Genomic DNA, 22,205 nt, shown 5'->3' with positions numbered 1-22,205 from the left:
GTGGGCAGGGTGGTTCTGCTTTGATGGGTCACGCGAACCGATGAGTGAAGGGGGCGTTGCATGTCAGACGAGTCTGCCGCCGCTGGGGAGAGCACCCCGGGAGGCGAGAGCACACCGGCACCGCCGGCAGTGGTGGCCCGCGGCATCACGATGACCGGGCCGTGGGGACGTGTCTTCGGACCCCTCGATCTGGACATCCCGGCCGGTGGCACCACCGTGCTGGTCGGCCCGCCCGGGTCGGGCCGCACCGCCTTGATGATGAACCTGGCGGGCCGGATGAAGCCGTCGTCGGGCACACTCACCGTGCTCGGCCACAGCAGGGCCCGTGACATCTTCGGCATCGCCGCCCTGGCGGGAATCGAACAGCTCGACTCGATTTACGAGTCGGTGACGGTCGCAGACCTGATCACCGAGCAGGTCCGCTGGAATTCGCCCTGGTACCGGTTGGTCCGCCGTGCCGGTGCGGCCGAGCGCGACGCGATCTGCGGCCCCGTCTTCGGCGATCTCCCGCTGCCCGAGCTGCACAACTACGTCGAGCACCTCGACGAATTGACCGGGCTGTTGTTGCGCATCGCGCTGGCCAACACCGCACGTCCGCCACTACTGGTGGTCGGCAGCATCGACGAGATCCGTAACAGCGACGATCGCGACCGCCTACTCACTCGGCTGGTCGCCCTGGGGGAGCAGCAGACCGTGATCACCTCATCGGCCAACCCGATTCCCGACGGATTCGGGCTCACCGCTCAGATCACCGTCGACCATCTTGAACGCGCCGAGCTCGTTCCCGGCCGACACGAGAAGGGGAACCGCTGACCATGCTCGCCGGAATGTCGTTGGGAACCGACCTCAAACGCTATTCGCGCGGCACCATGCCGCGACTGGCTCTGATCACCATCATCGTGCTGCCACTGCTGTATGGCGCGATGTACCTGTGGGCGTTCTGGAATCCGTTCGCCGCGATCGACAAGATCCCCGTCGCCCTGGTCAACGAGGACACCGGCGCTGTGGTGTCCGGCGAGCAGTTGCACGCCGGGGACGAAGTGACCCGGGCGTTGGTCGAATCCGGCCAGCTCGATCTGCATCAGGTGTCGGAAAGCGAAGCTGTTAAGGGTGTTTCCGACGGAACGTATTATTTCTCCATCACGTTGCCGTCCGACTTCAGCGCGGCGGTGGTGTCCCCGACGGGCCCGCACCCCCAAAAGGCGCAGATCCAGTTCCGGTTCAATGACGCCAACAACTACCTGGCCTCGGTCATGGGACAGAACGCCGCGCGCGAGGTGCTCAACGAGGTGAGCGCCAAGGTCGGCCAAAAAGTGATCGGCACCGCGCTGACCATGGTGACCGACGAGGTCAACAAGGCAGCCGACGGAGCCCGCCAGCTCGCGGACGGCTCAAAGACGTTGGCCGACAATATGGGTACCGCACGCGATGGGTCCGCGGCGCTCGCCGACGGAGCGCGCCGGCTGGCCAACGGTGTGCAACAGGCCACCGATCCGCTGCTCAAGGCCACCGATGACCTGGCCGCTATGGGATTCGACCCGAACGCCGCCGGCGCGGCCGCGGCCAGCCTCAGCGGCAACCTCAAGAGCGTCAGCGACCGGATCGCGTCCCTCAACGTCAACTACAAGCAGGCCGCCGGGATCGTGAATCAGGTGGTGGACGGTTTGCGTGCCAATCCCGACCCAGCCGTGCGTGCGCTCGGCGACACCCTCGCCGGCGCTCAGAAACTGCTCGACGTCCAAGGACTGGATCCGGCCACCGACGAGGGCCTGGCCCAACTGCGCGCCAACACCCAAAAGTTGGAGAACGATCTGGCCGATCCCAACAGCGGGCTGCGCACCTTCATGACCCATGCGCTGGACGGCGACCTCCGGTCGGATGTGGTCTCGCTGCGCGACGGCGCCAACGCATTGGTGTCCGGGGCCACCAAGCTCAGTGACGGCCTCGTCGAACTGACCGACGGCAGCAACCAGCTCAAAGACGGTACCGCCGAGTTGGCCTCGGGGCTGGGCGAGGCTGACCAGCGCGCGTCGACCATCACCGACCAGCAACGCGTCGACGTGTCGGCGATCCTGGCCAGCCCGGTCGGGGTCGACTTGGACTTCACCCATCACGCCGCCACCTTCGGCACCGGGTTCGCGCCGTTCTTCTTGCCGCTGGCACTGTTCATCGGCTCGCTGATCGTGTGGATGTTGTTGACGCCGCTGCAGACCCGCGCCATCGTCAACGGCCTGGGCGCGCTGCGGGTGGTGCTCGCCTCCTACTGGCCGGCCCTGCTGCTGGGCGTGTGCCAGGTCTTGCTGATGTACACGGTGGTGCACTTCGGGGTGGGACTGCAGGCCAGATACGCCGCGGGCACGATCGCCTTCCTGGCGTTGATCGCCGCCTCATTCCTGGCGATGATCCAGGCCTTCAACGCCGTGCTCGGTGTGGCCGTCGGCCGGGTATTCACCCTGGCGTTCCTGATGTTCCAGCTGGTGTCGTCCGGTGGGGTGTATCCGGTGGAGACGACGGCGAAGCCGTTCCAGATCTTGCACCCCTATGACCCGATGACCTACGCCGTCAACGGGCTGCGCCAGCTGACCGTCGGCGGTATCGATGAGCGGCTGTGGACGTCGGTAGCCGTCCTGGCCGGGATCCTGGTGGTCTCCTTGGCGGCCAGCTCCTGGGCTGCGCGGCGAGATCGTCAGTACACCCTCGAACGCCTCTACCCGCCGATCGAAGTCTGACGGTTTCGCAGGTGCGGGCCTCTGCTGCACGAACACTCACGCGCCGCAGCGTGCTGCGCGGCGCCGGGGCGATCGGGGCGGCAACACTGTTGCCCGCCACATCGGCGTGCGGCAGCGACGATGACGCACTGACCTTCTTCTTCGCGGCCAACCCCGAAGAGGCCGACGCCCGAATGCGGATCGTCGACGCGTTCCAGCGCGAACACCCCGACATTCGGGTGCGCACGATATTGGCCGGCGGCGACCCCACCCAGCAGATGTCGACGTTCTGCGCCGGCGGGAAATGCCCGGATGTGTTGATGGCGTGGGAGTTCAACTACGCCGGACTTGCCGACCGCGGTGTGCTGTTGGACCTCAATGGCCTGCTGGATCGGGATCAGCAGTTCGCCGCCGCGTTGCGCGGCGACAGCATCCCCGCACTCTATGAGACGTTCGGCTTCAACGGCGGCCAGTACGCGTTCCCGGAGCAGTGGTCGGGTGCGTTCCTGTTCTACAACACCAGGATCTTCGCCGAGGCCGGTGTGCCGCCACCGCCGGGTCGCTGGGACACCCCCTGGACGTTCGACGAGTTCCTCGCCACCGCCGCCGCACTCACCCAACGGGACGGCCATGGCCGGGTCACCCGGTGGGGCTTCGTCGACACCTGGTCACCGCCCTACTCCGCAGCGCTGTTCGGCATGAACAACGGCGTGCCGTGGGCGGTGCCGCGAGTCAACCCGACCCACCTGAACTACGACGACGACGACTTTCTCGCCGGCATCCAGTTCTACGCGGATCTGGCGAACGTGCATAAGGTGGCGCCCGCCGCCGCCGACACCCAGTCGATCTCCACGATGGGCCTGTTCACCGCGGGCAAGGCGGCGATGGCGCTCGGCGGGCACTGGCGCTATCAGACCTTCGCTCAAGCCGAGGAACTGGATTTCGATGTGGCGGTGCTGCCGACCGGTCCGGCTGCCGCCGCCAAGGGCATGGCAGCTCGATCCGCCATCGGCAGTACCGGTCTGGCCATCGCCGCGGACAGCCGTCACCGTTGGCAGGCCTGGGAGTTCCTCAAATTCGCGGCCGGGCCGGCAGGGCAGTCACTGATCGGGGAGTCCGGGCTGTTCGTGCCGGTGCTGCGCTCGGCGATCGACTCGCCCGGATTCACCGCCGCCCACACCGGGATTCGTAACCTGGCCGTGCTGACCGGCGGCCCGGCACATTCCGAGGGACTGCCGATCTCCCCGGACTGGCAGAAGGTCCACGCTCTGATGGACCGCGCCATCGGCCCGGTGCTGCGCGGCAAGCGGTCCGCGACCACGCTGAAAACCGGACTGGCACCGCAGATCGACGAACTGTTGGCCACCGCATGAATCCCACCCGCAGACGAGCACGCGCCGGGCGATGGTTTATCGCCCCGAATCTGGCGGCGGTCGCGGTGTTCATGGCCTTCCCACTGGCCTTTTCGCTCTACATGAGCTTCCAGCGATGGGACCTGTTCAGCGCACCAAAGTTCGTCGGCGCCGCGAACTATCGCGACCTGTTCACCGGTGACCCGTTGTTCGGCATCGCGGTCCGCAACACGACGGTGTTCACGGTCGGCACCGTGGTTCCGACGGTGCTCATCAGCCTGGCGGTGGCCGGCCTGCTGAACCGCAAGATCAAGGGAATCGGCCTGTTTCGGGCGATCGCCTTTATGCCGTTGGCGGTGTCCTCGGTGGTGATCGCGGTGGTGTGGCAGTTCGTGTTCAACACCGACAGCGGACTGCTCAACATCATGCTGGGCTGGTTGGGTATCGCACCGGTGCCGTGGCTCACCGAACCACACTGGGCGATGGCGTCGCTGTGTCTGGTCAGTGTTTGGAAGAGCGTGCCGTTTGCGACGGTGATCCTGCTGGCGGCCATGCAGGGTGTGCCCGACTCCCTGCACGAGGCCGCCCGCATCGACGGCGCCGGCGAGGTGCGGCGCTTCGTGTCCATCACCGTGCCGATGATCCGCGGAGCCGTGTGGTTCGTGGTGGTGATCTCGGTGATCAACGCATTCCAGGCATTCGATCTGGTGTACGTGCTCACCGGCAGCAGCGGCGGGCCCGAAACCGGAACCTACGTGTTGGCCATCATGCTGTTTCAGCAGGCCTTTGCCTTCTTGGACTTCGGGTATGCGTCCGCGCTGGCCTGGGTGATGTTTGCCATATTGCTGGCGCTGACCATCCTGCAACTGCGTCTGTCACGCAGAAATGCGGTCGACCAGTGACCGGCCCGCCCGCGCGCCACCGCATTGCCGGGCTGTTGGCCGTCTACGCGGGGTTGGCCGCGGTCACCGCCTGCGCGTTGTTCCCCATCCTGTGGGCGCTGTCCGGCTCGCTGAAACGTCAAGCCGAGATCAGCCAGCCGATGTTGTTGCCGGCCCACCCGCAGTGGTCGAACTACGTCGACGTGTTCACCCGAATGCCGTTCTGGCGGATGCTGTTCAACACCGTTCTCTACGCCGGCTGCGTGACCGCCGGACAGGTCTTCTTCTGCTCGCTGGCCGGTTACGCCTTCGCCCGGCTGCCGTTCACCGGCCGTGACACGCTGTTCGTGCTCTATCTGGCCACTCTGATGGTGCCGTTGACCGTGACGGTGATTCCGCAGTTCATCTTGATGCGGGTTTTCGGCTGGACCGACACCATGTGGGCGATGATCATCCCCGGCCTGTTCGGCAGCGCGTTCGGCACCTATCTGATGCGACAGTTCTTCGCCACCCTGCCCGTCGATCTGGAAGAGGCCGCGATCTTGGACGGGTGCTCACCGTGGGTGATCTATTGGCGGATTCTGTTGCCGCACGCCAAACCCGCGGTGATGGTGCTGGCGGTATTGACCTGGATCAACGTCTGGAATGACTTCCTGTGGCCGCTGTTGATGATTCAGCACAAGGACATCGCCACCCTGACGCTCGGGCTGGTGTGGATGCAGGGGGAGTACGTCGCCGAGTGGCCGGTGCTGATGGCGGCCGCCATGCTGATGCTGGCGCCGCTGGTGGTGGTCTACGCGATCGCCCAGCGGGCCTTCGTCAGCGGGATCGCGGCCACAGGCTTCGGTGGACGGTAGTCAGGAGAATCCATGGCGTCAGTGACCTTCGACTCGGTGACCCGGCAGTATCCGGGCGCCGAGCGTCCCGCCGTGGCGGCGTTGGACCTGGCGGTCGCCGACGGCGAGTTCATGGTGCTGGTCGGGCCGTCGGGTTGCGGCAAGACGACGACGCTGCGAATGCTGGCCGGCCTGGAACCGGTTGACGCCGGCCGGATCTACATCGGCGATCACGACGTCACGACCACCGACCCCGGCCATCGCGACATCGCCATGGTAGTCCAGAACTACGCCCTGTATCCGCACATGACCGTGGCGCAGAACATGGGGTTCGCACTCAAGGTGGCCAAGACCCCGAAGCCCGAGATCCGGGCCAGGGTGGCCGAAGCCGCCCAGCTGCTGGGTCTGGCCGAACTCTTGGGGCGCAAGCCCAAGGACCTGTCCGGCGGTGAACGCCAACGCGTCGCGATGGGCCGCGCGATCGTGCGACGTCCGCAGGTGTTCTTGATGGACGAGCCGCTGTCGAACCTGGACGCCATGCTGCGGGTGCAGACCCGTAACCAGATCGCCGAACTGCAACGGCGACTGGGGATCACCACCGTCTATGTCACCCACGATCAGGTGGAGGCCATGACAATGGGCGATCGCGTCGCGGTGCTGCGCGACGGGGTGCTGCAGCAGTGCGCCCCGCCGCGTGAGCTCTACCGCAGGCCGGCCAACGTGTTCGTCGCCGGGTTCATCGGGTCACCGGCGATGAACCTGTTCACGCTCTCGGCCGTCGACGGCACGGTGTCGCTGGGCGGCTGTCCTATCGACGTGCCGAGGGAGATATCTGCTGCGGCAACGCAACTGGTGGTCGGCATCAGGCCAGAGCACCTGCGGATCGCCGAGCGCGGGATCGGCGTCACGGTGGACTTCGTCGAAGAGCTGGGTGCCGACACCTATCTGTACGGCACCACCGACGATGTGCAGACCGCGGTGGTCGCCCGGGTTCCCGGTAACACCGACGTGGACCGAGGCGCCCGGCTGGCACTGGGCTTCGACCTCTCCGATCTGCATTTCTTCGGCGCCGACGGCGCCCGGATCGGCTGAGCGCCCTCAGTCGAGCAGTTGCCGCAACACGTACTGCATGATGCCGCCGTGCCGGTAGTAGTCGGCTTCGCCGGGGGTGTCGATGCGCACGGTCGCATCGAATTCGATGTCGCCGGCCCGGACATGCACGGTGTCGGGGATGCTGTCGCTCAGTGCGGTCACACCGGTGATGTCGAAGGTCTCTTCACCGGTCAGGCCCAGCGAGTCTGCGTCGGCGCCGTCGGGGAACTGCAGCGGCAGCACGCCCATGCCGATCAGGTTGGAGCGGTGGATGCGTTCGTAGGAGACCGCCAGCACGGCTCGCACACCGAGCAGCACGGTGCCCTTGGCGGCCCAGTCGCGTGAGGAGCCCGATCCGTACTCCTTGCCGGCCAGGATCACCAGGGGAGTTCCGGCGGACAGGTAGTTCACCGACGCGTCGTAGATGGTGCTGACTGGTCCGTCGGGCCGGGTGAAGTCGCGGGTGAAGCCGCCCTCGGTTCCGGGTGCCAATTGGTTACGCAGCCGGACGTTGGCGAAGGTACCGCGGATCATCACCTCGTGATTGCCGCGCCGCGAGCCGTAGGAGTTGAAGTCCTTGCGCTCGATTCCATGTTCCGACAGGTACTTTCCCGCGGGCGAGTCGTATCGGATGGATCCGGCCGGACTGATGTGGTCGGTGGTGACCGAGTCGCCGAGCTTGGCCAGCACCCGGGCGCCGGTGATGTCGGTGAGCGGCGCCGGCTCGCGGGTCATGCCGTCGAAGTACGGCGGTCGGCGCACGTAGGTGGAATCCGGTGCCCAGGAGAAGGTGTCGGTGTCGGGGACGTCCAGGGAACGCCAGCGGTCATCGCCGGTGAAGACGTCGGCGTAGCTGGAGGTGAACATCTCGGCCTGCAGGTTGTCATCGACCACGGCGGCGATCTCCTCGGCGGTGGGCCAGATGTCGCGCAGGTATACCGGTTCGCCGTCGCTGCCGGTGCCCAACGGATCAGTGACCAGGTTGAGCCGCAGTGTGCCGGCCAGTGCGTAAGCGACCACCAGCGGCGGCGACGCCAAGAAGTTCATTCGGACTTCGGGGTGGATGCGACCCTCGAAGTTCCGGTTGCCCGACAGCACCGAGCACACCGTCAGATCGTTGTCGATGACGGCCTTGCTCACCTCGGGGATCAGCGGCCCCGAGTTGCCGATGCAGGTGGTGCAGCCGTAACCGACCAGGTTGAAGCCCAGCTTGTCCAGGTAGGGCGTCAGGCCGGCCCGCTCGTAGTAATCGGTCACCACCCGCGACCCGGGCGCCAGGGTGGTCTTGACCCATGGCTTGCGGGACAGCCCCTTGTCGACGGCATTGCGCGCCAGCAATGCCGCCCCGACCATCACCGAGGGATTCGAGGTGTTGGTGCACGAGGTGATCGCCGCGATCACCACATCGCCGTTGTCGATCTCGGTGCGGGTGCCGTCGGCCAGTTCGATCGGCTTGGCGTCGGTCCGCCAGGGGAGCTTGTCTCCACCGTCCCAGTGCGCCCGGGGTTTTCCCTCCGATTGGGATTCCCCGAAGGCGATCGGGTCGCTGGCCGGGAATGAGTCCGCCGAGGCCTTGTCCAGATCCGACAATGCCTGGGCGGTCGTTTCGGCGCCGTCGAGCAGCGCGGCGACGGTGTGCGGGGCCAACCGCAGCGGGATGCGGTCCTGCGGGCGTTTGGGGCCGGCGATCGACGGCTCCACCCGGCTCAGATCCAGTTCCAGGGTCTGCGAGTAGATCGGGTCGCGGTCCGGGTCGTGCCACATGCCCTGCTCTTTGGCGTAGGCCTCCACCAGCTTGATCTGATGCTCGGAGCGGCCGGTCAGGCGCAGATAGTCGCAGGTGACCTGGTCGATCGGAAAGATCGCGCAGGTGGCCCCGTACTCCGGGCTCATGTTGCCGATCGTGGCGCGATTTGCCAGCGGGACGTTGGCCACCCCGGGGCCGAAGAACTCGACGAACTTGCCGACCACGCCGGTGGCGCGCAACAGCTCGGCGACGGTGAGCACCAGGTCGGTGGCGGTGGCGCCGGGCTGTAGTTCACCGGTGAGTTTCAGGCCGACCACCGGGGGGATCAGCATGCTCATCGGTTGTCCGAGCATGGCCGCCTCGGCCTCGATCCCTCCGACACCCCAGCCCAGAACCCCCAGACCGTTGACCATCGGGGTGTGCGAGTCGGTGCCCACGAGGGTGTCCGGGTAGGCCATTGGTCCGTCGGCACCGTCGCGGGTGAACACCACCCGTGCCAGATACTCCAGGTTCACCTGGTGGCAGATGCCGGTGCCCGGCGGGACCACGGAGAAGTCATCGAAGGCCTGTTGGCCCCAGCGCAGCAGCTGATAGCGCTCGGCGTTGCGCTCGAACTCCAGCTCGGTGTTGATGGTGAAGGCGTCGGCACGGCCGAAGACATCGGCGATCACCGAATGGTCGATCACCAGCTCGGTCGGGCACAGCGGGTTGATGCGGGAGGTCTGACCGCCCAGCTCGAGGATCGCGTCGCGCATCGCGACGAGGTCGACCACGCACGGCACCCCGGTGAAGTCCTGCATCAACACCCGCGCCGGCGTGTAGGCGATCTCCCGGCCGTGCGCGGCGCTCGGGTCCCACCCGGCTAGCGCGTTGACCTGCTCGGCAGTGACCAGCCGGCCGTCTTCATTGCGGAGCAGGTTCTCCAGCAGAACCTTGAGACTGTAGGGGAGTCGCGCCGAACCATCGACGCGGTCGAGCCGTCGGATCTGATACGTGGTGTCCTCGACGCCGAGTCGGCCCCGCGTTCCGAAGCTGTCGAGGTACTTGTCTGCGGCCATTGCGGGCCCTCCCACCGGTCGGATCGGTTATCACCGACCCTAGGGCGGGTTCACCGCCGGGGCCAGGGGAGACGGCCCCTCAATCAGCCTTGCTGCGCCGCGCGCTCGAGCACCGGCAGCTTGTCCGGGCAGTAGGTGTGGATCGAGGCGCCGAGGAACTGCCAGGCCTGCGCCTGGTTGGTGCCCTTCTGCAGGTTCGGGGTGATGAAGCGGACCGACTTGGCCGCGTCACCGTCGACGCCCTTGTCCAGGCGTTCGCACACGATCTTGCCCAGCCACGCGTTGTAGTCCCGGGGACCGTAGATGCCGTAGGTGTGCAGTTCCCGGGCGAAATCGGTGTCGGGGTCGGCGTGAGCGGGTGCTGCGAAGGTCACGGCCAAGCCCAGGACCGCTGCGGCGAGGGTCGTCGATTTCATGAGATGCAGTGTAGACCCATCTGCTTAGGTGATCTTCCTTTGCAGCGGGGACGGGGGGACTGATGCCGCTTCACCTGCGCGAATTGCAGGCAACGCGGCGCCCGTCGACCATTCAGATGTGACGAGTATGACAATAAGAATTTTGTGAGCTTTATAAATTTGTGACTATTAGCCACGTTTATCGTATTGTGTCTACCCGTGGGCCGACACGAGTTAGCCAGCCAGCGCAAACGATCATCGGTATTGATGGCTGCCGTCCTCGCACCAGCTGCATTGTTCTTTGCTGTGGGAGGTAGCGCCAATCCTGCCGCGCCAAAACAAGCCATTGCGGTGGTTGCTGAAGACAATTCACCAGGCGGATTGCAGCTGGTCGCGGCACCCGTGGCAGCCCCGGAAACGGGGGCCCCCGCGCGGTTTGCCGTGGCATCACGAATGCGGACGGTGCCGCGGTTCCTGCCCCAAGGAGTCGCCCCCGAACGGGGCCTGCAGGTGCGGACGATCCAGGCCGCTCGCAGCATCAGCGACGCCTTCCCCCAGATCATGCAGATCGGTGGCGTACGGGCCGACTCGCTGCGCTGGCACCCCAACGGGTTGGCGCTCGACGTGATGATTCCCAACCCGGGCAGCGCCGAGGGCATCGCGCTCGGAGACTCGATCGTGGCGTACGTGATGGAGAACGCCGGCCGATTCGGCCTGCAGGACGCCATCTGGCGCGGCGTCTACTACACGCCCGGCGGCGGAGCGCAGCGCGGCGGCTACGGCCACTACGACCACGTGCACGTCACCACCACCGGCGGCGGTTACCCCAGAGGTACCGAGGTATACCTGCGCTGACGGCGCGGAGACGCCGCGCGGTCTACCGGTCGAGGAAGAAGTCCAGCAACGGCTCCGGGCCACCCCCATAACCGGAGAAGTCCGTCACGCCGGCCTCCGCGAGCACGTCTTCATCGATGTAGCACCGGCCGCTGGCCTCGGCGGCTGGGCGTCGCAGGATCTCCACCGCCGCATCCGCCATGATCTGCGGGCTGCGCGCCTTCTGCAGTAACTCACCCCCGTCGGGGGAGTTGGCCACCGCCGAGGTGGCGATGTAGGTCTGCGGCCACAGACAGTTGCAGGCAATTCCGGCATCGGCGTATTCAGCAGCCCAGCCCAGCGTCAACAGCGTCATGCCGTACTTGGACAGCGTGTAGGACGGGTGCACACCCAGCCAGTACGGGTTCAGGTTGATCGGGGGAGCGATCGTCAGCACGTGCGGCGCCGCTGAGCGCCGCAGATGCGGCAGGCACGCCTTGGTCAGCAGGAACGTCCCGCGCACGTTGATGTCCTGCATCAGGTCAAACTTCTTGGCAGACAACTGTTCTGTCGGCTCGGTGGCAATGGAGCTGGCATTGTTGACGCAGATGTCGATGCCGCCGAATCGGTCCACCGCGGCGTCGATGGCGCGCTGCACGTCCTCCTCGCTGCGCACGTCGCCCACGACCGCCAGTGCCTTGCCCCCGGCTTCCTCGATCTCGGCGGCCGCGGTGTGCACGGTGCCGGGCAGGCGTGGATGCGGCTCGGCCGTCTTGGCCAGCAACACCACGTTGGCGCCCAGTCGGGCCGCGCCCAGCCCGATGGCCAATCCGATACCGCGGCTTGCGCCGGACACCACCATGGTGCGGCCGGAGAATTCGGTGCCTGTCACCTGCTGACTCCTTGTCGTCGATGCGTGGGGAGCAGCGGACCTTCCGATGGGATCGGGTCCGCCGTAGTCCGGCCGCAAGCGTGACAGTTTGGCCTAGATTTGTAAAGCAGCTCAAGCGGCCCCGGGGGCCTTGAGCGCGGCGGCCAGCATGGTCGCCGTCAGGCGCACCATCGCGTCGCGATCCGCGTTCGCCGGCCGCTGCAGTGCGATGCGCAGGCAGGCGCTCGACGTCACACCCATGGTCACGAACACCAGGTCGTCCAGCTCTGCCGGCGACAGGTCTGGGCGCGACCTGCTCGGGATCACACTGCCCAGCGGCAGCAGGCTGCGTTCGATCTCGTCCATCGCGGTGTGGTTGAGGTAGGGCGGCAGATCGAAAGATGAGGATGTCAGCGCGGCCTGCAGGATCGGGGCGTGCTGCTCGTAGGCCGTGGTCAGGGTGTCGACGACCAGTAACGCCCCTTGGTCCACGTCGAGGTCAATGGCCTGGCCCACGCTTCGCACCAGTTGGAAGGAGATGTCGCGGGTTGCGGCATCCACCAACTCCGCGACGATGGCCCCGCGGTCCGGAAAGTACCGGTAGACAGTGCCGATACTGACGTGCGCGGCGTCGGCGATGATCTGGGTGGTCAGTGATTCCACACCGCGGCGCGCAATCAGCTGGCGAGCGGTGTCGAGCAGGCGACTGCGCATCTCGCGGGCCCGCTGCTGCTGCGGCCGCGACCGGGTCTGCGCCGACATCGCGCCCTCCGCAAAAGTGAGTAGTAAGTGAGGGGTTCTCATGTTTCCATAGCTGTATGGCAGATGCGCCCACAATCCCCAACGCCGACCTGGCCGTTGCACGATACGGCCAGGCCGGCCGCGACTGGATCGCCGGGACGCGCCTCGCCGATCCGACCGCCGATGCCGTCGTCGCCGATTTCGCCACCATGCCGCGCGGGGCGGGGATGGCCATGCTGCAGGCCGCACTCCAGCACGGCATCGCCTCCGTCGACTCGCCGCCAGAGTCGTTGCGGGCGTTGTTCGCCGAGATCGATCACGAACCGGACTGGCTCGACCACGCCCGCCTGAATCGCGCGGCCGGGCACCTGGTGCGCCACACCGCCTCCTACGGCACTGTCCTGGGGGCAGCGTCGTTGACGTCCGGGGCCATGAACTCCGTCGCCGGGATGCCGCTGGTGCTGACTGGCCGCTACACCAGTCAGGCCGCTGTCCGGTCGATCGAGGTCGGCGCGTGGCTGCAGTCGATCCTGACTCCCGGCGGGCTGCGGCGTTACGGCGCCGGTGTGGCCACGACAGTGCGGGTCCGCATGATTCATGCGTTCGTCCGGCGCCATCTGCTGACCGACACCGACTGGGACAGCGATGCGTGGGGCACCCCGATTCCGCAGAGCTACATGGCGTTCACCATCGTCGAGTTCGGCCGGATCGCCCTGGCGGCGATGCACCAGCTGGGGGTTCGCTATACGCGAGAAGAGCTCGACGACATCTACCACCTCTGGCGCTATGTCGGCCTGCTCAACGGTGTTGCACACGAACTCAATCCGGCCACCGAAGCCGATCAGATCCGCATCGCGGAGCTGTATGCGCTGACCGCGGTGGAGCCCAACGAGGACGACCGTGATTTTGTCCGCGCGTTGACGCACGATTACTTGGCGCCCGAGATCGCCGAGCTGCTGCCCTTCGGCGGATCCTGGAAGCACCGCGTGGGCGTGCACATCATCAACGGCATGACCCGGGCCTTTCTCGGCGACGCCAACGCCAGCCGCCTGGGTGTCGCCGACACGCCGTTCAAATACCTGCCGCGGGTGATCGGCCCGGCGGTCGGCGGGGTCAACCGGGTACTGGCGCGTATTCCCGGCGTCAACGAACTGCGAACCCGCCGCGCCCTGGCCAACTATCCGCAGTTGATGGCCGATCAACGACAGCGCTATGGCATAGACCACGACTTAGTGGATGCCGCGCCCGACACCGGTGGCCATCCTGCGGCGGTGCGCTCCGCGTAGCGGCGGGCCGTGTTCGCAACGCAAGCACGATGATTCAAACCCTGGCCGACGGCACGAGGCTGCGGCGATAGTGCTGGGGTGAGCGTGTCCGATCTGGTTCTGCTGAGCTTTGTCGCGGGGCTGGCAGTCGCACTGGTGACCGCTCCGGTCGGTGTGTCCGGCGCGGTGTTCCTGCTGCCGATCCAGATCAGTGTTCTCCAGATTCCCAGCCCGGCCGTCACGCCAACCAACTTGCTGTTCAACATCGTCGCGGTCCCGGGGGCGCTGGCCCGTTACCGCAGCCAGGCGACCTTACACAGTGCGTTGACCGCGACCATGCTCATCGGCACGATCCCCGGCGTCGTGTTCGGCGCCTGCGTCCGGGTGTTCTTGATTCCCGGCCCTGACGTATTCCGGCTCTTGGTGGCGGGTTTTCTTCTTCCGCTTGGCATTTGGCTTTTCCTTGGACGACGTCGCCTGCCGCGGGCGCCACATGCCACTCCGCTGGGCCGCAACCTGACCATCGCCATCGCGTTCACCGTTGGTGTCATCGGCGGGATCTACGGCATCGGGGGTGGATCGCTGCTGAGCCCTATCCTGGTCGGCTACGGTGCGCCGGTGGCAACCGTCGCGCCGGCCACATTGGTCTGCACGTTCGTCACCTCGGTGGCCGGGGCCGCGACCTATGCGATCCTGGCGCTCGTCACGTCAGGATTGCAGGTCGCGCCGCATTGGACAGCGGGACTGCTCGCCGGGACCGGCGGGCTCGCCGGCGGCTATCTCGGTGCCCGGCTGCAGCCGCGGTTACCGGAAGCCGCACTACGAGCAACGCTGGGCGCACTTGCTGTCGTGACCGCCGTTCTCTACGTCGTCGATGCGCTTCGTTGACCGGGGAGATCATGGGCCGCAGGGGGAGTCAGCGCACGGTGCAGAACGGACGCTACGATCAAGATCAACTCAACAGTGAAGGCTACCTATGACCCAGGAAATCTCCCAAGTGCGAACTCTCATCCTGGTGGGCAGTCTGCGGTCCGGATCCCTCAATCGCCAACTGGCGGCGACGGCTATCACTCACGCGCCTGCGCATGTCGAGCCGATCCTGTTCGACCGGCTGAGCGAGTTGCCGCACTACAACGAAGATCTCGACACTGCCGAAGCCGATCCCGTGGTGCACGCGCTTCGCTCCGAGGTGGGCACCAGCGACGCCTTGCTCGTGGTCACACCTGAGTACAACGGTGGCCTGCCCGGCGTGCTCAAGAACGCAATCGACTGGCTCTCGCGCCCGTATGGCAACAGCGCGCTCAAGGGCAAGCCCGCAGCGGTGATCGGTTCTGCACTGGGACGCTACGGCGGGCAGTGGGCGCATTCGGATGCCCGCAAGTCTCTCGCAATCGCCGGCGCGCAGGTGCCCGAGGACATCGAACTGTCGCTACCGGCCAAGGATCTCAACGGTGCGCCACCAGGGGAGTCGCCCCAAGTGGTGGAATCGATTCGGGGGGTCTGGTCGCGCCTGATCGAGCACATCTAGCCGGAACAGAACCTGGGCGAAAACCCTCAAAACGCGCAGCGGCCGTTCACTTTACGCAGCATTGCCACAATGTTAGTGGCGTTCGATCTTGTACGGGAGCAGCCGGGATAGGCTGGGCAGCATGATCGGTACGTTCCCCGGCCCGGTACCTCGACGGGCGCTGCGTTGGCATCGCTGATTTCAGCTTTTAGGTCTGGGCCGAGCGAGCCGGTCGAACCGCCTGCCGTACAGCGCCGCCGCCGCAGAATCGTGGTTGTGGTGTTGGTATTGGGGGCAGCGTTACTCGGGGTGTCCTTGACCCGCGTTCCCGGCGATCCGAGCTTTTACTGGCTGACCACGGCGATGGCGGTGGTGTGGGGTGGGGGCGCCCTGGTGTCGGGGCCGCTGCGGCTGGGTTGGGTCAGTGCTCCGGGTCGCCGACGCCGTCCGATCCTGATGGGCGTGGGGATCGGCGGAGCGCTTGGGGCAGTGTTCATCGCGGGATCGCTGGGTGCCCGCGAGATCGAGGTGATCGCAGAGCCGATCGGGCGCGTGCTGAGCTACGCACACGACGGTCACCTGGGAATGCTGGTGGTCGTCACCGTGCTCAACGGGGTGGCCGAAGAACTGTTCTTCCGCGGAGCGCTCTACAGCGCGCTGGGACATACTCGGCCACTGCTGTATTCGACCGTGCTCTATACCGTGGCGACCTCGGTGTCAGGCAACGCGGCGCTGGGCATTGCTGCGGTGGTACTGGGCACCGTCTGCGCCCTCGAGCGACGCGCGACCGGTGGGGTACTGGCCCCGGTTCTGACTCATCTGGTGTGGGGGTTGGTCATGATGCTGGTGCTGCCGCCACTGTTTGCCGCCTGATCCAGGCCTCTGCAGGCTTGGATCAGCCGCCGTTGAGCACCTTACGCATCCGCGCGTAATCGCGGCGATACTGACCGGCCAGTCGCTGTTTTTGCGCGTCGGAGAGGATCGATCCAGAGACTTGGAAGAACTTCTTCTCTTCTTCACTCAGGTGATGATCAACCTGCTCGGACAACTTCCGAGCCCGATTCAGCCACCCGGCCCGGCTCTTGTCGACGACTTGCAGCTCTTCGATGAGCTCGTCGATCTCATGATGCTCGTGCAGAGCATGGCGTGAGGAATTCAACCCGGCGTCGGCCATGAGAACAGGCGCATAGAGGTAGCGCTCCTCGGCGGCGGCGTGCGCCGCCAGTTCCACCCGCAGTTCGGTGAACAGCGCGACGCGTTCCTCGGTGTGCGGCGCAGATCGCAGCAACTTGTCACACAACGACCGTTGGATCTGGTGGCTTTCCCGCAGTGCCTCGAAAATGTTGTCCGCCATGGCAACTCTTTCTCTCCGATGGGCCGCCTTCCGCCCACGCCGACCGGCAGTCGTGGGTACCCCAATTCCTGCGCGTCAAACGTCACTCGGGCCTGCACAGGTGATTCAGCGAGCCGCTGCCTTCGGGAGTCGGTGAGGACTCTCCGACGAAGACTCCGCCGGCTGCCGGGATACTGGGAGAACCATGACACCTAAAGCGAGGGGCCGCGCGTGACAGTAGTCACCATCTATCTCATCATCACGTTCGGTCTCGGCGGGCTGGCGATGGCGCTGCGCCTGCCACCTCTGGTGGGGTTCCTGACGGCGGGTTTCGTCATCAACGCCCTCCACGTCGAGCACGTGCCGCAGTTAGATGTGCTGGCCGATCTAGGTGTCACGCTGCTGCTTTTCGCAATCGGCCTCAAGCTGAACGCCGGCATCCTGCTGCGACGTGAGGTGTGGTTGACGACAACGGTGCACATGATGGTCAGCGTTGTCCTGGGCAGCATCGCCTTGTGGCTGGCCGCCGTGGCCGGCGTCGCGATGCTGTCCGGCCAGAGTGTGCGAACCATCGCCCTGCTCGCCTTCGCCTTGTCGTTCTCCAGCACGGTATTCGTAGTCAAGGTCCTCGAGGAGCGCGGCGAATCTCACGCACTGTACGGGCGCGTCGCCATCGGCATCCTGGTCATGCAGGACATCGTCGCGGTCGTTTTCCTCACCGCGACCAGCGGTCACCTGCCCAGCCCCTGGGCGCTGGCGTTGGTGCTGCTGTGGCCGCTGACCCGATTCGCACGCAGGATCTGGAGTCGGTTGGGCCACGGTGAGATGCAATCGCTGTTCGGCATTGTGATGGCATTTGTGCCCGGGTACGCGTTGTTCTCGGCGGTGGGGCTGAAGGGCGATCTCGGAGCGCTGATCGTCGGCGTGCTCTTGGCGTCGCATTCAGCGTCGTCCGAGCTGGCACGCTCGTTGTTCCACATCAAGGAACTACTGCTCGTCGGATTCTTTGTGTCGATCGGCCTCACCGGGCTGCCGGATCTGCCCACCGTGGGTGTCGCCCTGTTGATGGTGCTGCTGCTGCCCTTCAAGGGCACCTGGTACGTACTGCTGCTGTCGCGCATGAAGCTGCGGTATCGCACCTCACTACTCGCCGCGCTGAGCCTGATGAACTACTCGGAGTTCGGCTTGATCGTGGTATCGGTCGGCGTGTCGGCCGGACTGCTGGCACCGGCATGGCTGGTGGAGATGTCGATTGCGGTGGCATTGAGCTTCGTCATCGCGGCTTTGGTCAACGGTCGCGGGCACCTGATGGTCGAGAAGATCGCGGCGCGGCTGCCGGCGCAGGATGAGAGCACCCTTGTTCCGGAGGAACGCCCTGCCGACGCCGGCGACGCAGAGGTCGTGGTGATCGGCATGGGCCGGGTGGGATTCGCGGCTTATGAACGACTGACCGGACACTACGGATTACGGGCGGTCGGGGTCGATTACGACGGACCACGCGTCGAACGACTTGCGGCCGACGGCCTGCGCGTCATCGAAGGTGATGCCACAGATCTGGACTTCTGGCATCGGTTGCGGAATTCGGAGTCGGTACGCATCGCCGTGCTGGCCATGCCGCGTCACGGCGCCAACGTGACCGCGCTCGCGTGTCTGCGTGAGTCGGGATTCGGCGGCAAAGTCGCCGCGGTCGCCAGGTACGACGACGAGGTCCAGTGGGCCAAAGAGCACGGTGTCGACATCGCATTCAATGTCTATGCGGGCGCGGGTTTGGAGTTGGCCGATCAGGTGGGCGGTAGCACGGCACACGACCCCGATGACAGATCCGGCGAGACGCCGCGGTGAAGTGCTTCAAGTCGAGCATTTCCGATGTCAGCCCGAACTGTGCAGGCCTACAAAGCAATTCGTCACTGTGACGTATTGTGACGATACGCCTGACGAAGGGGGAGTGCCGGTCAATCGGCGCCTACAGATCGCGGGCGCCGGGACCCCGAACGTCGTCGCGAAATTCAGGTTCCACTCTCGCCGCGCCGGCTCCGGCATCCTCATGTCCGTTGTCGTTCTACCTGAGGCGCCCGTGGCCGCTTGACCTGCGGTGCCTCAGATCAGGTGACAATCCCGGTGGGTCGGTTTTGTCACCTGATCTGAGGCAGACCGGCTTGTAGCGGTGGCCTGGTTGGCGGCATTACCTATGCCGGCGATGGTTTCGTGTCGTTGGGCACGAGTTTGGTGATCAGGTCCTGGATACGGTTGGCAATGTCGTCGCGGACGAGGCGCATACGTTCAATTCCCTCGATGCCGCGGTGGGAGGGCTCGTCGGTTTCCCAGGTTTCGACCGGGGTGGTGACGGTGGGGTCGAGTTGGGCTTCGGTTCCGAGGACCACCACGAGGTCGGCAGACTGGATCAAGCTGTCGGTCAGCTGGGTCGGTTGGTGGCCGGTGATGTCGACACCGATTTCGTTGATGACTTCTGCGGACAGTGGGTTGACACCGGTCTTGGCGTGGGTGCCCGCGGAGAGCGCATTGACCCGCGACCCGGCGCTATGGCGCATGAGGGCTTGTGCCATCACGGATTTACCCGCGTTGCCGACGCAGACGAACAGCACGGTGGGGACGGCCTGGTCAGTCATCGTTGGTCCTGCCTGGCCGGCGCCGGCAGCGAGGGTGCCACGATTTGGGTGAAGCGTCGGCGCAGGGCCAAGGAGACGTAGATCAGACCGACCAGCACTGGTACTTCGATGAGCGGTCCCACGACCCCAGCCAAGGCTTGCCCGGAGGTGACGCCGTAGGTGGCGATCGCCACCGCGATCGCGAGTTCGAAGTTGTTGCCGGCGGCGGTGAACGCCAGTGTGGTGGTGCGCGGGTAGCCGATTTTTAGGGCAGCGCCGAGCAGGTAGCCGCTTGCCCACATGATAGCGAAGTAGGCCAGCAATGGCACCGCGATTCGGGCCACATCCCCTGGTCGGGAGGTGATTTGATGGCCCTGCAGGGCGAACAGGATGACGATGGTGAACAGCAACCCATACAGTGCCCAGGGGCCGATGCGGGGCAGGAACCGCGAGTCATACCAATCGCGGCCTTTGGCGCGTTCGCCGAAGCGGCGAGACAAATACCCGGCCAGCAGTGGAATGCCGAGGAAGATCAGCACGGACTTGGCGATCTGCCACACGGAAACGTCGATCCCGCTCTGCGGCAAGCCCAGCCAGCCGGGCAGCACCGACAGATAGAACCAGCCCAGTACGGCGAACATGACAACCTGGAAGACCGAGTTCAAGGCGACCAACACCGCGGCGGCTTCGCGGTCCCCGCACGCCAGGTCATTCCAGATGATGACCATGGCGATGCAACGGGCCAACCCGACAATGATCAACCCGGTGCGATATTCGGGCAGATCGGGCAACAGCGTCCACGCCAGCGCGAACATCAACGCCGGCCCGACCAGCCAGTTCAACACCAGCGAGGACACCAGCAGTTTGCGGTCAGCGGTGACCTCGCCTAGTCGGTCGTAGCGGACCTTGGCCAGCGGCGGGTACATCATCACCAGCAGTCCGAGCGCGATCGGCAACGAGATCCCATCGATCTCAACGGCGCCCAGCGCTTCGCCCAGGCCGGGCACCACCCGCCCCAGCGTCAGGCCTGCGGCCATCGCTAGCCCGATCCACACCGGCAAAAACCGGTCCAGTGTCGACATTTTGGCGGCCACTGCGGATGCAGCAGTCACTATGGCGGTGTCGCTCATCCGCAGCACCTTGCGTCGGCTTTGGTGGCGCGGACGATCGCGCCGTGCATTCCTTCGGCGATTTCGTGAGTGAACTCGACAGTGGCGTAGGTGAATCCGACTGCGGCCAGCCCGTCGAGGTACTCCTGCCGTGACAGTGCCCCGGCGATGCAGCCGACGTAGGAGCCGCGTTCGGCGCGCTCAGCCGCGCTGAGGTGGTCTTCGGCGACAACGTCGGAGATCCCGATCCGTCCGCCGGGAACCAGTACCCGGAACATCTCAGCAAGCACGGCCGGTTTGTCGGCCGATAGGTTGATCACGCAGTTGGAGATCACCACGTCGACGGCGCAGTCCGGCAGCGGGATGTCCTCGATGGTGCCCTTGCGGAACTCGACGTTGGTGGCGCCGGCCTTGATCTTGTTCTCCTCGGCCAGGGCGAGCATTTCGTCGGTCATGTCGACGCCGTACGCGAACCCCTGCGGGCCGACCCGACGTGCCGAGAGAAGCACGTCGATGCCGCCACCAGACCCCAGGTCGAGTACTCGTTCGCCCGGGCGCAGGTCGGCGACCGCGGTCGGGTTGCCGCAGCCCAGGCTGGCCTCAACGGCCGTGATGGGCAGCTCGGAGTGCTCATCGGAACCGTAGAGGCCGGCGCCGAAGATGACACCGACATCGGCCGAATCGCTGGACCCGCAGCAGCTCGCTGCGCTCAGCACGTCGCTGTTGGTGTCGCCACTGCGCACCGCGTCGGCGGCGGCACCGTAGCTCGCCCGCACCTGATCACGTAACTCGTTGTGTTCGGTGGTCATTCGTCTCACTTCCATTCATCGACAGATGTCTATGGGTGCAGTCTGCACGACCCATCGATGACTGTCAATGCATATGGCATACTGTGATCATGCCCGCTGTCACCACGTCCACTACCGTCCCGCTGCTGGCGGCCGACGTGGCAGCGTGCTGCAGCCCGCTCACAGAGGGCGTGTTGGACACAGCGACCGCCGAGCGGCTGGCGGGGGTGCTCAAGGCAGTGGCTGAGCCGACCCGGCTGCGGCTGGTATCGCTGATCGCGGGCTATGAGGGTGCCGAGGCCTGCGTGTGCGACCTGACCGCCCCGGTGGGCCTGACTCAACCGACGGTGTCACACCACCTCAAGACCCTGGTCGAAGCTGGCTTGCTGGAAAGAACACAGCGCGGCAAATGGGCCTATTACCGGCTGGTGCCCGCCGCCCTGGAGGCGCTGGCTGGGGTATTCGCCCGCGCTGGTCGTCACTGAGTTACAGACCCTGCGCCGCAGACAGGTCCGTGCGGCAGTGATCGTCCGCAGCAGGTTTGAAGCCCGTGCGTAGCGCGCCCTCGACAACCACCAGGCATCGACGGTCCCAGCCGACTAACATCTGCTGATTTGAGCATCGGTCCCTGTGGCCAGGCTGCGGCGTTCGGCGATCAGTTGCTGGTCATAGATCCACTGCTCGACGGGCCCGGTGCGGTCGCGATGTTGCGGAAATCGTTGGGCGCAGCGGGTGTAGACAGCCTCCCCAGTACGACTGCGTGGCAGCCTCGCCGCATTGGGGCTCCAGATGTGCTGTCGCGCATCGGCGAGGATGCCGGCCAGGTCGATCAGGTCGGGATAGGCGGTGATGTAGGCGTCGACGTCGGTGGGGTGCCCCGACAGCGCCCCGGAGCCTGAGATGGCCCACCACCGCAGGATCCGGGTGGCGTCTTTGACAGCGAAGCGTGCAGCGTCGTGGAAGTCGCGATACAACCTTGCGTGGCCGTATGCGGCGGCCAGCACGGCGGGTGCACAACACAGATCGTGTTAACGACGGTTGAGAACCCGGCCAGTCGCGACGGTTGAAAAGTAGGCCACCCAATCAGATTGGATGGGTGATCT

22 protein-coding genes are annotated in these 22,205 nt (G+C 65.7%); 13 read left to right on the top strand and 9 right to left on the bottom strand.

From position 1 onward, the window contains the following. The first annotated feature begins 60 nt into the window (after positions 1-60). From AWC18_RS14655 to AWC18_RS14630, 6 genes are read left to right on the top strand one after another with little or no spacing between them, the layout of a single operon-like run. Positions 61-813 (top strand): ATP-binding cassette domain-containing protein, encoded by a 753-nt coding sequence (locus tag AWC18_RS14655; RefSeq protein WP_085139198.1) that lies wholly within the window; start codon positions 61-63, stop codon positions 811-813. A 2-nt stretch (positions 814-815) separates the two neighbouring features. Then, complete coding sequence (locus tag AWC18_RS14650; RefSeq protein ID WP_085139197.1) at positions 816-2,729, top strand: YhgE/Pip domain-containing protein; 1,914 nt, start codon at positions 816-818, stop codon at positions 2,727-2,729. Between the two features lie 11 nt (positions 2,730-2,740). Beyond that, complete coding sequence (locus AWC18_RS14645; protein WP_234806536.1) at positions 2,741-4,081, top strand: ABC transporter substrate-binding protein; 1,341 nt, start codon at positions 2,741-2,743, stop codon at positions 4,079-4,081. After that, positions 4,078-4,962: a carbohydrate ABC transporter permease gene (locus AWC18_RS14640; protein ID WP_085139196.1), complete on the top strand. Its 885-nt coding sequence runs from the start codon at positions 4,078-4,080 to the stop codon at positions 4,960-4,962. Before AWC18_RS14645 ends, AWC18_RS14640 begins: the two co-directional genes overlap by 4 nt. Then, positions 4,959-5,798: a carbohydrate ABC transporter permease gene (locus AWC18_RS14635; RefSeq protein ID WP_064999363.1), complete on the top strand. Its 840-nt coding sequence runs from the start codon at positions 4,959-4,961 to the stop codon at positions 5,796-5,798. The genes AWC18_RS14640 and AWC18_RS14635 overlap by 4 nt, the downstream gene beginning before the upstream one ends. 12 nt (positions 5,799-5,810) lie before the next feature. Then, on the top strand, positions 5,811-6,869 hold the full coding sequence (locus AWC18_RS14630; protein ID WP_085139195.1) for an ABC transporter ATP-binding protein: 1,059 nt from the start codon (positions 5,811-5,813) through the stop codon (positions 6,867-6,869). A 6-nt stretch (positions 6,870-6,875) separates the two neighbouring features. On the opposite strand, the gene AWC18_RS14625 is transcribed toward AWC18_RS14630, so the two are convergent. After that, positions 6,876-9,674 carry an aconitate hydratase gene (locus tag AWC18_RS14625; protein WP_085139194.1) on the bottom strand — a complete coding sequence of 933 codons (2,799 nt, stop codon included), beginning with the start codon at positions 9,672-9,674 and terminating at the stop codon, positions 6,876-6,878. A gap of 83 nt (positions 9,675-9,757) precedes the next feature. Next, positions 9,758-10,090, bottom strand: coding sequence for a DUF732 domain-containing protein (locus AWC18_RS14620; protein ID WP_064999366.1), 333 nt, complete (start codon positions 10,088-10,090; stop codon positions 9,758-9,760). 198 nt (positions 10,091-10,288) lie between these two features. Between AWC18_RS14620 and AWC18_RS14615 the strand changes: the two genes are divergently transcribed. Beyond that, on the top strand, positions 10,289-10,924 hold the full coding sequence (locus tag AWC18_RS14615) for a VldE C-terminal domain-containing protein (RefSeq protein ID WP_109560096.1): 636 nt from the start codon (positions 10,289-10,291) through the stop codon (positions 10,922-10,924). 22 nt (positions 10,925-10,946) lie between these two features. On the opposite strand, the gene AWC18_RS14610 is transcribed toward AWC18_RS14615, so the two are convergent. Continuing rightward, positions 10,947-11,774 carry an SDR family oxidoreductase gene (locus AWC18_RS14610; RefSeq protein ID WP_085139192.1) on the bottom strand — a complete coding sequence of 276 codons (828 nt, stop codon included), beginning with the start codon at positions 11,772-11,774 and terminating at the stop codon, positions 10,947-10,949. 111 nt (positions 11,775-11,885) lie between these two features. Beyond that, positions 11,886-12,515 (bottom strand): TetR/AcrR family transcriptional regulator, encoded by a 630-nt coding sequence (locus tag AWC18_RS14605; RefSeq protein ID WP_234806535.1) that lies wholly within the window; start codon positions 12,513-12,515, stop codon positions 11,886-11,888. Positions 12,516-12,571: 56 nt separating this feature from the next. Between AWC18_RS14605 and AWC18_RS14600 the strand changes: the two genes are divergently transcribed. The 4 genes from AWC18_RS14600 (at position 12,572) to AWC18_RS14585 (ending at position 16,139) form a co-directional block, all read left to right on the top strand. Next, on the top strand, positions 12,572-13,780 hold the full coding sequence (locus tag AWC18_RS14600; RefSeq protein WP_085139191.1) for an oxygenase MpaB family protein: 1,209 nt from the start codon (positions 12,572-12,574) through the stop codon (positions 13,778-13,780). A gap of 78 nt (positions 13,781-13,858) precedes the next feature. After that, positions 13,859-14,647, top strand: a complete 789-nt coding sequence (locus AWC18_RS14595; RefSeq protein WP_337333730.1) for a sulfite exporter TauE/SafE family protein — start codon at positions 13,859-13,861, stop codon at positions 14,645-14,647. An 88-nt stretch (positions 14,648-14,735) separates the two neighbouring features. Continuing rightward, positions 14,736-15,287 carry an NAD(P)H-dependent oxidoreductase gene (locus AWC18_RS14590; RefSeq protein WP_234784553.1) on the top strand — a complete coding sequence of 184 codons (552 nt, stop codon included), beginning with the start codon at positions 14,736-14,738 and terminating at the stop codon, positions 15,285-15,287. A 174-nt stretch (positions 15,288-15,461) separates the two neighbouring features. Next, a complete protein-coding gene (locus AWC18_RS14585) occupies positions 15,462-16,139 on the top strand; it encodes a CPBP family intramembrane glutamic endopeptidase (protein ID WP_420093347.1) in 678 nt (225 codons plus the stop codon). A gap of 22 nt (positions 16,140-16,161) precedes the next feature. On the opposite strand, the gene AWC18_RS14580 is transcribed toward AWC18_RS14585, so the two are convergent. After that, a complete protein-coding gene (locus AWC18_RS14580; protein WP_085139190.1) occupies positions 16,162-16,620 on the bottom strand; it encodes a hemerythrin domain-containing protein in 459 nt (152 codons plus the stop codon). 210 nt (positions 16,621-16,830) lie between these two features. Between AWC18_RS14580 and AWC18_RS14575 the strand changes: the two genes are divergently transcribed. Next, positions 16,831-18,441 (top strand): cation:proton antiporter domain-containing protein, encoded by a 1,611-nt coding sequence (locus AWC18_RS14575; protein WP_082961245.1) that lies wholly within the window; start codon positions 16,831-16,833, stop codon positions 18,439-18,441. A 344-nt stretch (positions 18,442-18,785) separates the two neighbouring features. On the opposite strand, the gene AWC18_RS14570 is transcribed toward AWC18_RS14575, so the two are convergent. Genes AWC18_RS14570 through AWC18_RS14560 form a run of 3 tightly spaced genes read right to left on the bottom strand, consistent with a single transcriptional unit; the run spans position 18,786 to position 21,123 of the window. Then, the gene (locus AWC18_RS14570; protein WP_064999374.1) at positions 18,786-19,226 is read right to left on the bottom strand and encodes an arsenate-mycothiol transferase ArsC; all 441 of its coding nucleotides are present in this window, start codon (positions 19,224-19,226) and stop codon (positions 18,786-18,788) included. Beyond that, a complete protein-coding gene (gene arsB, locus AWC18_RS14565) occupies positions 19,223-20,335 on the bottom strand; it encodes an ACR3 family arsenite efflux transporter (protein WP_207504865.1) in 1,113 nt (370 codons plus the stop codon). Before arsB ends, AWC18_RS14570 begins: the two co-directional genes overlap by 4 nt. Next, positions 20,332-21,123 carry an arsenite methyltransferase gene (locus tag AWC18_RS14560; RefSeq protein WP_064999375.1) on the bottom strand — a complete coding sequence of 264 codons (792 nt, stop codon included), beginning with the start codon at positions 21,121-21,123 and terminating at the stop codon, positions 20,332-20,334. Before AWC18_RS14560 ends, arsB begins: the two co-directional genes overlap by 4 nt. Positions 21,124-21,212: 89 nt before the next feature. Between AWC18_RS14560 and AWC18_RS14555 the strand changes: the two genes are divergently transcribed. Beyond that, positions 21,213-21,587 carry an ArsR/SmtB family transcription factor gene (locus tag AWC18_RS14555; RefSeq protein WP_064999456.1) on the top strand — a complete coding sequence of 125 codons (375 nt, stop codon included), beginning with the start codon at positions 21,213-21,215 and terminating at the stop codon, positions 21,585-21,587. Positions 21,588-21,701: 114 nt separating this feature from the next. Here AWC18_RS14555 and AWC18_RS21685 read toward each other — a convergent pair whose 3' ends face one another. Next, positions 21,702-22,106 (bottom strand): hypothetical protein, encoded by a 405-nt coding sequence (locus tag AWC18_RS21685; protein WP_064999376.1) that lies wholly within the window; start codon positions 22,104-22,106, stop codon positions 21,702-21,704. Between the last annotated feature and the right edge of the window lie 99 nt (positions 22,107-22,205).

The organism is Mycolicibacter nonchromogenicus, assembly GCF_002101775.1.
In the GTDB taxonomy this organism is placed as follows: Bacteria; Actinomycetota; Actinomycetes; order Mycobacteriales; family Mycobacteriaceae; genus Mycobacterium; species Mycobacterium nonchromogenicum.
This window is presented reverse-complemented; position numbering and strand designations above follow the sequence as displayed.

Bases quoted from the DNA above. Each gene is read 5' to 3' on its own strand.
- AWC18_RS14560 (WP_064999375.1), bottom strand. From the start codon at position 21,123: ATGACCACCGAACACAACGAGTTACGTGATCAGGTGCGGGCGAGCTAC.
- AWC18_RS14640 (WP_085139196.1), top strand. From the start codon at position 4,078: ATGAATCCCACCCGCAGACGAGCACGCGCCGGGCGATGGTTTATCGCC.
- arsB (WP_207504865.1), bottom strand. From the start codon at position 20,335: ATGAGCGACACCGCCATAGTGACTGCTGCATCCGCAGTGGCCGCCAAA.
- AWC18_RS14655 (WP_085139198.1), top strand. From the start codon at position 61: ATGTCAGACGAGTCTGCCGCCGCTGGGGAGAGCACCCCGGGAGGCGAG.
- AWC18_RS14630 (WP_085139195.1), top strand. From the start codon at position 5,811: ATGGCGTCAGTGACCTTCGACTCGGTGACCCGGCAGTATCCGGGCGCC.
- AWC18_RS14620 (WP_064999366.1), bottom strand. From the start codon at position 10,090: ATGAAATCGACGACCCTCGCCGCAGCGGTCCTGGGCTTGGCCGTGACC.
- AWC18_RS14555 (WP_064999456.1), top strand. From the start codon at position 21,213: ATGCCCGCTGTCACCACGTCCACTACCGTCCCGCTGCTGGCGGCCGAC.
- AWC18_RS14570 (WP_064999374.1), bottom strand. From the start codon at position 19,226: ATGACTGACCAGGCCGTCCCCACCGTGCTGTTCGTCTGCGTCGGCAAC.
- AWC18_RS14625 (WP_085139194.1), bottom strand. From the start codon at position 9,674: ATGGCCGCAGACAAGTACCTCGACAGCTTCGGAACGCGGGGCCGACTC.
- AWC18_RS14650 (WP_085139197.1), top strand. From the start codon at position 816: ATGCTCGCCGGAATGTCGTTGGGAACCGACCTCAAACGCTATTCGCGC.
- AWC18_RS14590 (WP_234784553.1), top strand. From the start codon at position 14,736: ATGACCCAGGAAATCTCCCAAGTGCGAACTCTCATCCTGGTGGGCAGT.
- AWC18_RS14580 (WP_085139190.1), bottom strand. From the start codon at position 16,620: ATGGCGGACAACATTTTCGAGGCACTGCGGGAAAGCCACCAGATCCAA.
- AWC18_RS14600 (WP_085139191.1), top strand. From the start codon at position 12,572: ATGGCAGATGCGCCCACAATCCCCAACGCCGACCTGGCCGTTGCACGA.
- AWC18_RS14605 (WP_234806535.1), bottom strand. From the start codon at position 12,515: ATGTCGGCGCAGACCCGGTCGCGGCCGCAGCAGCAGCGGGCCCGCGAG.